At 32.6% G+C, this 14460-nt stretch carries 14 protein-coding genes and 1 tRNA gene; 9 read left to right on the forward strand and 6 right to left on the reverse strand.

Going from position 1 to position 14460, the window contains the following annotated elements; translation table 11 throughout:
* Positions 1 to 493, reverse strand: a 493-nt coding sequence (argS, locus tag Q0075_RS11940) for an arginine--tRNA ligase (protein ID WP_297869706.1), incomplete at its 3' end; no start/stop codon positions are given.
* 169 nt (positions 494 to 662) lie between these two features.
* Between argS and Q0075_RS11945 the strand changes: the two genes are divergently transcribed.
* Positions 663 to 3077, forward strand: coding sequence for an outer membrane beta-barrel family protein (locus tag Q0075_RS11945; protein WP_297869707.1), 2415 nt, complete (start codon positions 663 to 665; stop codon positions 3075 to 3077).
* 102 nt (positions 3078 to 3179) lie between these two features.
* Here the strand turns inward: Q0075_RS11945 and Q0075_RS11950 are convergent, their stop codons facing one another.
* Both Q0075_RS11950 and Q0075_RS11955 read right to left on the reverse strand, forming a co-directional pair.
* On the reverse strand, positions 3180 to 4187 hold the full coding sequence (locus Q0075_RS11950) for a beta-ketoacyl-ACP synthase III (RefSeq protein ID WP_297869708.1): 1008 nt from the start codon (positions 4185 to 4187) through the stop codon (positions 3180 to 3182).
* A 55-nt stretch (positions 4188 to 4242) separates the two neighbouring features.
* Positions 4243 to 5172, reverse strand: coding sequence for an ABC transporter ATP-binding protein (locus Q0075_RS11955; protein WP_297869709.1), 930 nt, complete (start codon positions 5170 to 5172; stop codon positions 4243 to 4245).
* Between the two features lie 118 nt (positions 5173 to 5290).
* Here Q0075_RS11955 and htpG point away from each other — a divergent pair, with 118 nt between their 5' ends.
* The 8 genes from htpG to Q0075_RS11995 all read left to right on the forward strand — a co-directional run bounded on the left by htpG (position 5291) and on the right by Q0075_RS11995 (position 12781).
* Positions 5291 to 7174: a molecular chaperone HtpG gene (gene htpG, locus Q0075_RS11960; protein ID WP_297869710.1), complete on the forward strand. Its 1884-nt coding sequence runs from the start codon at positions 5291 to 5293 to the stop codon at positions 7172 to 7174.
* 89 nt (positions 7175 to 7263) lie between these two features.
* On the forward strand, positions 7264 to 7662 hold the full coding sequence (locus Q0075_RS11965; protein ID WP_297869711.1) for a DUF2721 domain-containing protein: 399 nt from the start codon (positions 7264 to 7266) through the stop codon (positions 7660 to 7662).
* A gap of 76 nt (positions 7663 to 7738) precedes the next feature.
* Entirely contained in the window at positions 7739 to 8644 is a 906-nt protein-coding gene (locus Q0075_RS11970; RefSeq protein ID WP_297869712.1) for a DMT family transporter, read from the forward strand.
* Positions 8645 to 8676: 32 nt separating this feature from the next.
* Positions 8677 to 9279, forward strand: a complete 603-nt coding sequence (locus Q0075_RS11975) for an alpha-ketoglutarate-dependent dioxygenase AlkB (RefSeq protein ID WP_297869713.1) — start codon at positions 8677 to 8679, stop codon at positions 9277 to 9279.
* A gap of 139 nt (positions 9280 to 9418) precedes the next feature.
* A complete protein-coding gene (locus Q0075_RS11980) occupies positions 9419 to 9700 on the forward strand; it encodes a DUF2805 domain-containing protein (RefSeq protein ID WP_297869714.1) in 282 nt (93 codons plus the stop codon).
* 57 nt (positions 9701 to 9757) lie between these two features.
* Positions 9758 to 10039 (forward strand): TIGR03643 family protein, encoded by a 282-nt coding sequence (locus Q0075_RS11985; RefSeq protein ID WP_297869715.1) that lies wholly within the window; start codon positions 9758 to 9760, stop codon positions 10037 to 10039.
* 52 nt (positions 10040 to 10091) lie between these two features.
* Complete coding sequence (locus Q0075_RS11990; protein ID WP_297869716.1) at positions 10092 to 11951, forward strand: peptidase M61; 1860 nt, start codon at positions 10092 to 10094, stop codon at positions 11949 to 11951.
* Positions 11952 to 12058: 107 nt separating this feature from the next.
* Entirely contained in the window at positions 12059 to 12781 is a 723-nt protein-coding gene (locus Q0075_RS11995) for a DUF4369 domain-containing protein (RefSeq protein ID WP_297869717.1), read from the forward strand.
* 179 nt (positions 12782 to 12960) lie between these two features.
* On the opposite strand, the gene Q0075_RS12000 is transcribed toward Q0075_RS11995, so the two are convergent.
* The 3 genes from Q0075_RS12000 to Q0075_RS12010 all read right to left on the reverse strand — a co-directional run bounded on the left by Q0075_RS12000 (position 12961) and on the right by Q0075_RS12010 (position 14396).
* Positions 12961 to 13034 (reverse strand) — tRNA-Thr (locus Q0075_RS12000).
* 75 nt (positions 13035 to 13109) lie between these two features.
* Entirely contained in the window at positions 13110 to 13379 is a 270-nt protein-coding gene (locus Q0075_RS12005) for a hypothetical protein (protein WP_026724519.1), read from the reverse strand.
* A 57-nt stretch (positions 13380 to 13436) separates the two neighbouring features.
* Positions 13437 to 14396, reverse strand: a complete 960-nt coding sequence (locus tag Q0075_RS12010; RefSeq protein WP_297869718.1) for a type I phosphomannose isomerase catalytic subunit — start codon at positions 14394 to 14396, stop codon at positions 13437 to 13439.
* Positions 14397 to 14460 lie beyond the last annotated feature (64 nt).

Below are 14460 nucleotides of genomic sequence, written 5' to 3' on the forward strand. Positions count from 1 at the left end.
TTCCTCTATCGTTGATGATTTGCGTTTTGTATACTTTTTTTCCAGAAGCTTTTAAGATTTCGGCAACCGAATAACCTAATAAATTATTTCTGATGTGACCTAAATGTAATGGTTTGTTGGTATTTGGTGAAGAATATTCTACCATTACCGCTTTCTCTCCTTCTTTTGGAGCTACAAAACCAAATGCTTCGTTGTTTTTTATTGAATTGAAAAATTCCACATAAAATGCATCTGAAATCACGATATTTAAAAATCCGCCTACTACATTGAACTTAGAAACTTCATTTACGTTCGCCACTAAGTAATTTCCAATCTGATTTCCGATTTCAACCGGATTACCTTTTAATACTTTTACCAAAGGAAAAACTACCATAGTAATATCACCCTCAAACTCTTTCCTAGTAGCCTGAAATTCAACTTTTTCAATAGAAATATTGAACAATTCAAGTACCGCTTTTTGGATGTGTGTAGTTAATGTGTGATGTAATGTCATTTTACCTTATTTTTTTGAACGTGCAAAGGTAATAAATAGTAATTAGTGATTAGTAATTAGTGATTAGTTTTTTTTCGATTAAAAAAATATTTCAAAAATCCTGTAACAATTAACAATTGTTGAAGTCTATTAAACACAATCATCAATCATTTTAATTAAAAACAAACAAATGAAACTTAAATTAATTATTACCTGTTTTTTATGCGCTATAACTTTAAGTTTTGCCCAAAATTCAGGAAGCATCAAAGGAAAAGTAGTTGACAAAAAAACCAATGAACCTTTACCATACGTAAACATTATCCTAAAAGAAAATAACAAGATTATTACAGGAGGTGTAACCACAGAAGACGGAAATTTTGTAATTAATAAATTAGCTTTACAAAAATACACGGTTGAAATTCAATTTATTGGATACACAACGGTTGTTAAAAACATTGATTTGACTTCAGATGCCAATCAAAACCTAGGAACAATCGCTATTTCTGAAGACGTATCCGAATTAAAAGATGTTGAAGTTGTGGTAGAACGTTCAAACATGGTGCAAAAAATTGATAGAAAAGTAATTAATGTTGGAAAAGATCTAATTGCTTCAGGAACTACCGCTTCTGAAATTATGAATAATATTCCAACTGTAAGTATTGACCCTCAAACGAAAGAAATTAGCATGAGAGGAAACAGCAATGTACGTGTGCTTATCGACGGAAAACCTTCGAATGTTTCGGTGGAGCAATTGTTACAACAAATTCCTTCGGCTTCAATCAAACAAATTGAGTTGATTACAAATCCTTCGGCAAAATACAACCCAGAGGGAATGAGCGGAATCATCAATATTATTTTGCATAAAAATTCGCAAGATGGTTTTAATGGTTCTATCAACACTGGAGTTACTTTTGGAATTACTCCAAAAACCAACTCGGCTTTAAACATGAATTACCGCGTAGGAAAAGTAAATTTTTATACCAATTATGGTTTTAATCACGGAATTAACGCAAACAATGGTTATGTAGATAGCGAAAGAACCAATCAAGAAAATCGTCAAGATTTTAATTTCCGAAATAAAAATAATTCACATCTATTAAAACTTGGAATGGATTATTATATCAACGAAAAAAACACACTATCTGCTTATACCAATCAAAGTTTCACTTATGGTTCTGGTACAGGATTGACAACAGTTGTGTATGATGATGCAATTACAAACCGAAATACAACTCAGCTTTTTGGAAGTAATGGAAACAACAAAAACCAAACCTATGATATGGTTTTCAAACATGATTTTGAAAAGAAAGATGAAAATTTAGAACTTCAATTGAATTACTCACATACGGTAAATGATGAAAACACGCTTTATGATGAAACTATTTTAAACCCATCAGAAAGTTTTGAAAGAAGAAATATTGTTAAAGGAACTACGGATTATTTTCAATTTAATGCCGATTATGTAAATCCGTTAACCGAAAGCACGAAATTAGAATTGGGAGTGGAAACGAGAATTCAGAATTCGGGTAATAGTTTTAATGATATTAATCCGAGTTTTACAAGCGCTAATAATTCGTTTGAATTTGGTAGAAATATTTATTCAGCCTATGCAAATTTAGGAAAGCAAATTGGAAAATGGAGTGGTCAACTTGGGGTACGTTTAGAATATTTTAATTTAGATGCCAATTTTGCCATCAACGAAACCAATCCGAGTTTTTCTGATGCCCAAAATATTTCTGATGATTTATTTACAGCTTATCCATCGGCCTTTTTAACGTATACAGCAAACGATAAAAACTCATTCAATTTCAATTATTCAAGACGTGTTGACCGACCAAGTATTGGACAAATTAGTCCAATTAGAGAATGGACAACGCCTTTGATGGAATCAAGAGGAAATCCAGGTTTAGTACCACAATTTACCAATTCATTTGAAGTGAATTATACTAGAACTACAAAAATTGGTTCCATCACAAGTGGTGTTTTCTATAGAAGTATTTCGGATGAGATTTCAAGAACGGTTTATAACGATCCAAACAATCCAAACCGTAATATTTTATCGTATGCCAATTTTTCAAACAATGATGCTTTTGGAATTGAAACTTCTGGAAATTTAAAATTTGCAAAATGGTGGGCGGTTAATGCAAGTTCAGATGTATATTTTAAAACCGCAAAAGGAACGGTACAAAACGCAAACACTAACGCATTAGAAAATGCTTCAGTTGATGTAACTACATTTAATGCTAGAATAAACAACACTTTTACAGCAACCAAAGATTTACGTTTTCAATTATTTGGAATGTACCGAGGAAAAGACAAAGGCTTACAATACGATAGAAAACCAATGTACAAAATGGATTTTGGAGCAACCTACAACATTTTAAAAGGAAAAGGTACGATAACAGCTCGTTATAATGACGTTTTTGAAAACATGCGATTTGCTTTTGATGGTAATATTCCGTTTAGACAACAAGGAGCTTTTTATTGGGAAAGTCAAACGTTTTATGTAGGATTCAATTACATGTTTGGTGGTGGAAAAAACCGAGCATTAGCAAGAAAACAAAGGGATGCCAACGAAACACAAAGTGGTGGTGGAATGTTTTAATTTTAGTAATTAGTCGTTAGTGATTAGTAAATAGCAAAAACGCTCTGAAAATTCAGAGCGTTTTTTTCTATATTCTATTTTCTTTATTCTATTTTATAAAAACTACCATCTAATAATAACACTTCCCCAAGTAAATCCAGAACCAAAAGCAGCTAAAACAACTAAATCACCTGATTTGATTTTACCTTGTTCCCAAGCTTCCGTTAAGGCAATTGGAATAGAAGCAGCAGTGGTGTTTCCGTATTTTTGAATATTATTGAATACTTGGTCATCAGTTAAACGGAATTTCTGTTGAATGAACTGTGAAATTCTCAAATTCGCTTGATGTGGCACCAACATATTAATATCGGAAACTTGTAAATTATTAGCTTGTAAGCCTTCATTGATTACTTCACTAAAACGAACTACTGCATTTTTGAAAACAAATTGTCCGTTCATATATGGATAATAACTTTCATCATTTGGATCGTTATCCGCAATGATATCGGTTACCCAACGCTTGCCCATTCCTGGTGCAACTAAAGATAATTCTTCGGCATGTTGTCCTTCAGAGTGTAAATGGGTCGATAAAATTCCTTTGGTCAAATCTTCTTCTCTTGAAAGTACCGCAGCTCCAGCTCCATCCCCAAAAATTACAGAAACTCCCCTTCCGCGAGTGGTCATATCTAAACCAGTTGAATGTAATTCAGAACCAATAACTAAAACGTTTTTATACATTCCAGTTTTGATGTATTGGTCTGCAATCGAAATCGCATATACAAATCCTGAACACTGATTACGAACATCTAATGCGCCAACCGTTCTTAAATCTAAATCGCGTTGTACTAAAACTCCTGGTCCTGGAAAATAATAATCAGGACTCAACGTTGCGAAAATAACAAAATCGATATCTTCTTTAGCAACACCTGAACGCTCAATAGCAATCTTTGCTGCTTTTACACCCATTGAAGTAGTGGTATCTTCTCCTCTTATAATGTGACGACGCTCTTGAATTCCAGTTCTTTCTTGAATCCATTCGTCGTTAGTATCCATTATTTTTGATAAATCATCATTAGTTACTACATTATCTGGAACGTAATAACCTAAGCCCGTAATTTTTGAATGATACATATTTTTCGTTCTAAATTAAGCTACAAAAATACGAAATTAATGATTGCAACTTGATTTATTTAGAAATTAGAAAATCTAAATATACTTTTTGACCAGTCTCTAAATCAAATTCATTTTCAAAAAAAACAAATTGATTTTGATGCATCGCTTCTATTAAATAATGACTCCCTCTAAAATAAGACTTCAAAACCTCAACTTTCAAATCAGAATTCAAAGTCACTTTTAATTGGTGAGGATAAACAAATTTTAGTTCTCCGTTAATTTCAATCTCATTAACATCACCAAACAACGAAGCTACATATTTGTCTCTTGGATTATCGTAAATGAATTTTGGAATACCGCTTTCAATTATTCTTCCTTCCTGAATAATGGCAACTTCATCGGCAAAAGACAACACATCGGTACTGTCATGCGTAGCCACTATACACGTAATTTCTTTTTCTTTTAAATAACCAAAAAGTTTACGTCTTAAACTATTCTTTCTAAAATTATCAATATGACTAAAAGGTTCGTCCAATAATAAAACTTCGGGTTCTAAAGCTAAAACTCTTGCTAAAGCAACACGTTGCATTTGACCACCACTTAAAAACTTCGCTTTTACATTGGCATATTCAGTCATTTCTACAATTTCTAGCAATTCTGAAATTCTAGCTTTTTTCTCTTCGGGATAGAAATTTGAAAGATATTTGCCTACATTTTCTGCTACTGTAATATAGGGCATCAAATCGAAATCTTGTGCCAAATATTTCATGAAAGACATTCCCGGAATCAAATGATATTTCGGACCTAATACCTCTATATCATTCCAAAAAATCTGACCTTCATCTAAGTCATACAAACCGTAAATCAATTTTAACAAAGTACTTTTCCCACAACCACTTTCTCCTATCAGTGCCAAATTTTTCCCTTTAGACAAGCTGAAAGAAATAGAATGCAATGTAGGGATTTCGTTATATGAAAAAGTAATATTTTGTAGCGATAGCATGAATCTAATTTTTTACAAAGATAAGATTAAAAATTATGTCAATTTGTCATCACTTCAACTTTGGTATTTCTTTTGAAATAAAGAAAAACATCAAATTGTTTAACTTAAAATTTTAAATATGGCATCAGGAAAAATTAATGTTTCAGTAGAAAACATCTTTCCCTTAATTAAAAAGTTTTTGTACAGTGACCACGAAATTTTTCTTCGTGAATTAGTATCGAATGCAACCGACGCTACTTTAAAATTAAAACATTTAACCAGCATTGGCGAAGCAAAAGTAGAGTATGGCAATCCTATTATCGAAGTAAAAATCGATAAAGAAGGCAAAAAACTTCACATTATCGATCAAGGTTTAGGAATGACAGCCGATGAAGTGGAAAAATACATCAATCAAATCGCATTCTCAGGTGCAGAAGAATTCTTAGAAAAATATAAAGATTCTGCCAAAGATTCAGGTGTCATTGGTCACTTTGGATTAGGATTTTATTCGGCGTTCATGGTGGCTTCTAAAGTAGAAATCATCACTAAATCATACAAAGACGAACCAGCAGCACATTGGACTTGCGATGGTAGTCCGGAATTCACTTTAGTGCCTCACAATAAAACGGAAAGAGGTTCTGAAATCATCTTACATATCGCAGATGATTCAGTAGAGTTTTTAGAAGAGTTCAAAATCCGTGAATTGTTGACCAAATACAACAAGTTCATGCCAATTCCGATTAAATTTGGAACTAAAAAAGAAGCACTTCCAAAACCAGAAGATGCTCCAGAAGATTACAAAACAGAATACGTTGACGTAGATAACATTATCAATAATCCAAATCCAGCTTGGACCAAACAACCAAGTGATTTATCGGATGAAGATTATAAAAATTTCTATCGTGAATTGTATCCAATGCAATTTGATGAACCGTTATTCAACATTCATTTAAATGTAGATTATCCGTTCCACTTAACTGGAATTTTATATTTTCCAAAATTATCATCGGATTTACAAATTCAGAAAGATAAAATCCAATTGTACCAAAATCAGGTTTTCGTAACGGATAACGTAGAAGGAATTGTTCCCGAATTCTTAATGATGTTAAAAGGTGTGGTAGACTCGCCAGACATTCCATTGAACGTATCACGTTCGTACTTACAAGCTGACGGTAATGTGAAGAAAATTTCAAATTATATCACTAGAAAAGTTGCGGATAAACTTAAATCGCTATTCAACGAAAATCGTCAAGATTTCGAACAAAAATGGAACGACATCAAAGTGGTATTGGAATACGGAATGCTTTCGGAACCAAAATTCTATGAAAAAGCAGGCGATTTTGTATTGTATCCAACAACTGAAGACAAATATTATACGTTGGCCGAATTAAAAGAAGCTATTGCGCCAAATCAAACCGACAAAAACGGAAAATTAGTTGTTTTATATGCTTCAAACAAAGACGCACAACACAGCTACATTGATAACGCAAAAGAAAAAGGTTATCAAGTATTATTGTTAGATTCGCCAATTGTTTCTCATTTGATTCAAAAATTAGAAGCGGATAATGAGAATGTAACTTTTGCTAGAGTTGATGCAGATCATATCGATAAATTAATTCAGAAAGAAGAAGAAACGATTTCGAAATTATCAGATGACGAAAAAGAAAAACTAAAATCCTCTATTGAAACAGTAGTTCCAAAAGAAAACTACACAGTACAATTAGAAAATCTAGATAGCAATGCAGCGCCTTTCATTATTACCCAACCTGAATTCATGCGTAGAATGAAAGAAATGAGTGCGTCTGGTGGCGGCGGCATGTTTGGCATGGGCAACTTCCCTGATATGTATAATTTGGTAGTAAATACAAATTCAGAATTAGCCACTACTATTTTAAACAGTCCAGAAGACGCACAAAAAGACTTGGTAAAACAAGCTTTAGATTTAGCAAAACTTTCACAAGGTTTATTAAAAGGAGAAGAGTTAACGGCTTTTGTGAAGAGAAGTTTTGAGACGTTGAAATAAGAAATATTCTTTTATTATCAATCCTGACAGGTTTCGAAAACCTGTCAGGATTTTTTTGTAAATTTACAAGCATACAATTTTTAATTATCATGACACTTTCAATCGAAACTCCTGCTTTATTATTCTCAGCAACTTCACTAATACTTTTAGCCTATACCAATCGATTTTTGACAATTGCGCAAATCATTCGCAACTTAAAGAAAAACTACGAAGACAATCACAACAAAAGTATTTTACTAGAAATTAAAAACTTGAACTTACGTTTAACATTGATTCGTTACATGCAATTGTTTGGCGTAATGTGTTTGTTTTTATCGGTTTTTGCTATGCTATTGCTTTATGTGAATCAAGAAGGCTTCGGGATTTACTTTTTTGGAGCGAGTATGCTTAGTTTGTTGATTTCGTTAGGAATTTCTTTTTGGGAAATTAGTATTTCAGTAAATGCATTGAGAGTTCATTTAAAAGATTTATCGGAAGATATGAAGTAAATTTAGGAATCTTATTCCCTTTTTCTATTCTCTTTTTTTCTTTTTATTTATCTTTGCGCCCCTTAAAATTTAGGATATGTCAAACAACAATATAATTAAAGGTGTTTTCCTGGTTGCATTAGGCGCTACGAGTTACGGGATGTTAGCTACTTTTGTAAAATTAGCTTACAAAGAAGATTTTACAACAGCCGAAGTAACTTCGTCACAATTTATTTATGGAATTATTGGAATTTTAGTTATCAACTTATTTCAACGTACTAAAAACAAAAACACAGCTTTAAAAGCTTCTCCAAAAAACATTTTCCAATTAATGCTTGCAGGAACTTCGTTAGGTATGACGAGCGTTTTCTATTATTTAGCTGTAAAATACATTCCCGTTTCTATTGGAATTGTATTATTGATGCAAACCGTTTGGATGGGCGTTTTACTAGAATGGTTTTTAGATAAAAAAGCACCTTCTTTTCAAAAAATAATTTCAGTAATTATTGTTTTAATTGGAACGGCTTTAGCTATCAATATTTTTAAAATTGATTTCAATGACCCAACAATAGATTGGGCAAACGGATTATTTTGGGGATTATTAGCAGCTGCATCTTTTACAACAACAATGTTTACCGCTAACAAAGTAGCATTGGGAATTTCTTCTGCACAAAGAAGTTTGTATATGTTATTAGGTGGAGCTATTATCGTTTTTGGTTTTAGCTTATACACCCAAGTTACTCCTTTTAACTTTGAAATTTTTACGAAATGGGGAATTGTATTAGCATTATTTGGCACAATAATTCCACCTATTTTACTAAACGCGGGGTTTCCTCATACAGGAATTGGTTTGGGAAGTATTGTGTCTTCATTAGAATTACCCGTTTCGGTAATGATGGCATTTTTCCTTTTAAACGAGCAAGTATGGTTCATTCAATGGATAGGAATTCTATTAATTATTGCCGCAATTGTAATTATGAACATACAATTCAAGAAAAAATAAATAAATTAGCGATGTAATTCATCGCTTTTTTTATGCTCGATTTATTTCCAAAAGAAAAAATAATTTTACCGTTACCCGATGCGGTTTTTGAATTTTATCCGAATTTCTTCAACAAAGAAGAAGCCGATCTTTTATGGGATAAATTGATGAACGAAACGCCTTGGGAACAAGACGATATTACAATATTTGGAAAGAAAATAGCCCAACCTAGATTAACTTGTTTATTCGGAAACGAAGGAAAACCCTATTCGTATTCGGGATTAACAATGCAACCTCATCCTTGGAATCCCACTTTGATGTTTATCAAAGATAAAGTAGAACAATTGGCTAATCACAACTTCACCACGGTATTAGCTAATTTATATCGAAACGAAAAAGACAGCAACGGTTGGCACGCTGATAATGAAAAAGAATTGGGAAGAAATCCAATAATTGCTTCTGTTAGTTTTGGGGAAGAACGCAAGTTTCAATTAAAGCACAATAGTATTTCGGAAGTAAAAATAAACTTGAATTTAAATCATGGAAGTTTATTATTAATGAAAGAAGGCAGCCAAATTCATTATAAACACCAAATTCCAAAAGCTACACAAGCTAAAAATCCGAGAATAAATTTAACGTTTAGAACAATTCTATAATTTTTTTTCAAAAACTATCATCAACTTTAGAATAATATTAAAAATTCCAAAAAAAAGTGTTTGGCCTAATTTTTGAATTTATTTTTTTACTAATATTGAATTATTAACCAATAAACTAGACAGAAATAGTATTTACTTCATGAAAAAGAAGAAAATTTCAGAATTCGACAACGAAACACTAGATAGAGTTGTTGCTATGGCACAAGAGGAAAAAAAACCTTTTGAAGTTTTAAAAGAGGAGTTCGGAGTAACAGAAAACGAAGTTACCGAATTAATGCGAAAAAGATTGTCCAAAGATAATTTTGAACTTTGGAAAAAGAAAGTAACCACAAGTAAGCCAAAACCGAAGCCAATAAAGTATAACGAATTGGAAGACGAAGACTTAGACAGCAAATATTATTTCAAAAATAAATTCGATTAAAAAAAAATTAACTCTTGTTCAACAAGAGTTTTTTCATTTTATACAGAAATTTGTTTCATGGAAAAGAAACAATTCACCGAATTACAAATCGATCGTATCATAGAAATGGCTTGGGAAGACCGAACACCTTTTGAAGCTATTACTTTTCAATTTGGAATTTCCGAACAAGAAACTATTGAAATCATGCGTCGCGAGATGAAACCATCTAGTTTTAGAATGTGGCGAGAACGCGTACAAGGTAGAACAACCAAGCATGCAAAACTCCGCACTAGCGATATTGACCGATTCAAATGCAAACTTCAAAGACAAATCACTGGGAATAAAATTTCCAAACGGTAATTGTAACAAAATGTACATTCTATCTACTTATTGGCAATACAATTTAGATAAGATGAAAAAAATAATGCTTTCCCTTGCTTTTGTGGGATTTTTATGGAGCTGTAGTCCAACGCAAACGACTACCAAACAAAATGATGTTGCCGTTACAATCGATTTAATCAATGTAAAAGACGATAAAGTATTAGTAACTGTTACACCTCCAACATTTACAACAGAAACAGTTACATATCACTTTCCAAAAACTGTTCCGGGAACATACTCAGAAGACGATTATGGTCGTTTTGTAGAAAATGTAAAAGCATTTGATGCAAAAGGAAATACACTTAAAATTGCAAAAATTGATGAGAATTCCTATTCAATTTCAAACGCTACTAAACTTGCAAAAATTACTTATTTAGTAAATGACACGTTTGATACTGAAGGTGGCGCTGGTTTTGGAGCAAGCGAAGATGTATTTTCTCCTGCTGGAACCAACATCAATGCAGGAGTTAACTTCATGCTAAATACACACGGATTTATTGGTTACTTCAAAGGAAAAGAAGAAACACCATACAAATTAACAGTTACACATCCAGAAACATTATTAGGAGTATCTGCTATGACAGATGCTGATGCAAGTAAAACTTCAGATGTATTTTTAATGTCTAAATATGCAACTTTGGTAGAAATGCCAATCATGTATTCAAAACCAGACTATACTTCGTTCATGGTGGATGATATGGAAATTATCATCAGCGTTTATTCTCCAACAGGAAAATATACTGCTAAACAAATTACACCTAACATGGAAGCAATGATGAAAGCACAAAAACGCTTCTTAGGTCCAATCAACTCAACAAAAAAATATGCCATCTTATTATACTTGTCAGATATGGCAGCAAAAGATGCAAAAGGTTTTGGAGCATTAGAACACCCAACATCAACTACAGTGGTTATGCCAGAAATGATGGGATTAGAGATGTTACAAGAACAATTAAAAGATGTGGTTTCTCATGAATTTTTTCATATTGTAACGCCATTAACGATTCATTCAAACGAAATTCAATATTTTGACTTCAACAACCCGCAAATGTCAGAACATTTATGGATGTATGAAGGAGTTACGGAATATTTTGCCAACTTATTTCAAGTAAATCAAGGCTTAATTGACGAAAAAGAATTCTTTGAAAGAATGGCAGGTAAAATTGCACAATCGCGCCAAATGAATGACAATATGAGTTTTACTAAAATGAGTAAAAACGTATTGAATCCACCTTACAAAGACCAATACTTAAACGTGTATCAAAAAGGAGCATTAATTGCAATGTGTGTGGATATTTTAATTAGAGAAAACAGCAACGGTCAAAAAGGAATTTTGAACCTAATGCAAGAATTATCTAAAGAATACGGAACAGCTAAAGCGTTTAAAGACGAAGAGTTATTCGATAAAATCACTGCTTTAACATATCCTGCGGTTGGTGAATTCTTAAAAACCCACGTAGCTGGCGAAACTCCAATTCCATACGAGCAATATTTTGCTAAAATGGGAGTTACTGAAGCAACTATTGAAGTAGCAGGAAATCCATTCTTAAAAGGACAAAGAGAACCTTATATTACCGTAAATTCTAACACAAAAGAAATTATGATTTTACCTGAAATCGAATTAAATGCGTTCATGACCACTTTAGGTTTAAAAAACAACGATACCCTTTTAGCTTTCAACGACAAAAATTACAACTTAGACAACATCTACGATTTAATCATGACAAGCATGAACTGGAAAGATGGTGATTCGATTTCCGTTAAAATCAAAAGAGATGGTAAAGAGCAAATCGTTAAAGGAAAAGTAGTGATGCCAAAAGAAAAACAAGATGGTTACCAATCAACGGACGCTACTAAAAAAGCAGTTCGTGAGGCTTGGTTAAGAGGCTAAAATTTAAAATTGAATTTTGCAATTGACATTGCACTTGAAAATCCTCAAAGTACTTAGTATTTTGAGGATTTTTTTATTTACTTTGCGAACACAAATTAAAATTCACAATGAAGAAGATAGTTTTAGCTCTAGTAGCCGTTGTTTCCCTTATCGCATGTAAAGAAGACGTTAATCCTGATGCTAATGTTCACATCACGGGTGACGTAAAGGGATTGAGCCAAGGAAAATTATATTTACAAAAAATTCAAGATTCTACTTTAGTAATGCTTGATAGTATTGAGATATCTGGAAATTCAAAATTTGAAAGTCACATCACGTTAGAAAGTCCAGAAATGTTGTATTTATTTTTAGATAGAGGACAAACCAAATCGATTGACAATAGCTTACCTTTCTTTGCAGAACCAGGTAATATTAAAATTGAAACTTCGTTAAAACACTTTTTTGCTGATGCCAAAATTACAGGTTCTAAAAATCATGATTTATGGATGAAATTTGATAGTTTAAACAGCAAATTCAGAGATCAAAATTTAGTCATCATGGAAAAACGTTTGAAAAATGAATTAAAACCAAATCCAATCACAACAGATAGTATTGAAAAAGCCTATAAAAACTTACTAACGAGAAAATACCGTTACACCGCACATTTTGCTGTTACGAATGCCAACAAAGAAATTGCACCTTACTTAGCACTTTCAGAAATTGCAGACATTAACACTATTTATTTAGATACCATTCAAAAAAGCATGACGCCAGAAGTAGCTACATCAAAATATGGAAAAATGCTGAATGAGTATGTTAAAGAACGAAAAGCTCTAGAAGTTCAGAAATAAAAAAAGCGGTCAGTAATTGACCGCTTTTTTTGTCTTATTACATATTTTTATCTTAAACAAATTTTCCTAAGCTACCACGCGAATTTTTTCGCATGATAAGTAATAAAAAAAATAAAACTCAAGACAAAACACTACATAACAAAAAAACCACCACATTGCTGTGATGGTTTCTACTTTAGAGCCGATGGAGGGACTCGAACCCACGACCTGCTGATTACAAATCAGCTGCTCTAGCCAGCTGAGCTACACCGGCAACTCTATTGCGGTGCAAATATAGTTCTGAAAATTAAATTTCCAAAAAAAATTGGCACTTTTTTATCGCAATTTTTTAGTTTAATTCGTTTATTTTCGCAACAAATTGATTTGCAGCCGCTTCGTAATCCTTACGGATTTGTTTAAAATGCGCTTTTTTGTTCTCAACGTCTTTTTGATTCGCTCTTGTCATTAAAGTATCAAAAGTTTCGTAGATTTCATCAACTAGTTTATCAGATGCTTCAGTTGGTTTTCCAGCTGTAGACATTTCCCAAATGTAAACGATGTTTACAATATCCCCTAAAACGTAGTTGATTTCTTTTTTCAAGTTTTTAACGCTTGCCATTTTGTATAAATTTAAAATTTGAAGCAAAATTACATAATATATTTTGTTCTCAATACATTATATCGAAATTTCTAGCAAAGTAGCCTTTCCTTTAACCGTTAAGTTTTCAATACAAGCCGGAATCAAAATGGTATCGCCCATTCGGTAACGCAAGATTTCTCCATTTACAATCATTTCAAATTGGCCGTTAGTACACATGAAAACCGTAAAAGCTTGTTTTTTTCTTTTCCAAATAAAAGTCTCTTGTAAAGAAACAATATTAGTTACAAAATAAGGACAATCTACTACTGCAGCGCTTTTGTTTACTTCTTCTTTGTAGTCAATTTTAGAAGCGGTTGTTTGATAATTTATAGCATCCAAAGCTAAGTCTGTATGCAATTCTCTTCCATTTCCATTAGCATCTACTCGATCCCAATCATAGATTCGATAAGTTACATCACTCGTCTGCTGAATTTCAGCCACCACTACTCCTGCTCCAATGGCATGAATAGTTCCGGTTTCTAAAAAGAACACATCACCTTTTGAAACGGGATATTCATTCAGTAAAGCAATCAGATTTTTATTTTCTAAATGCACTAAATATTCTTGCTGATTGGAATCCTTTTTGAATCCCACAACCAAACGTGCCGATTCATCCGCTTGCATCACATACCACATTTCAGTTTTCCCGAAAGAATTATGACGTGCTTTTGCTAAAGCATCATTGGGATGCAATTGAATGGATAAATCTTCCTTAGCATCAATAAATTTAAAAAGCAATGGAAATTGTTTCCCAAAACGAGCGATGACCGATTTTCCTAAAATTTCTTCCGGATACAAATCGATAATTTCATTGAGGTTTTTTCCTTTTAAAACGCCATTACTAACCACACTAATGTCGCCAGGAACGGTTGAAATTTCCCAACTCTCGCCCGTAGTTTCAGAAACTATAGGTTTGTTGAGATACGTCTTCAACTTGGTTCCGCCCCAAATGCGGTCTTTAAGTATTGGTGTAAACGTTAAAGGATAAAACTTCATAGTCAAATAGTGAAGTACAAAGATGCGAAAAAAGTATTAAAATCCTAAAATTTAGATTTTTTTG

Origin of the sequence: uncultured Flavobacterium sp. (assembly GCF_937967675.1) — a bacterium.
GTDB lineage: Bacteria > Bacteroidota > Bacteroidia > Flavobacteriales > Flavobacteriaceae > Flavobacterium.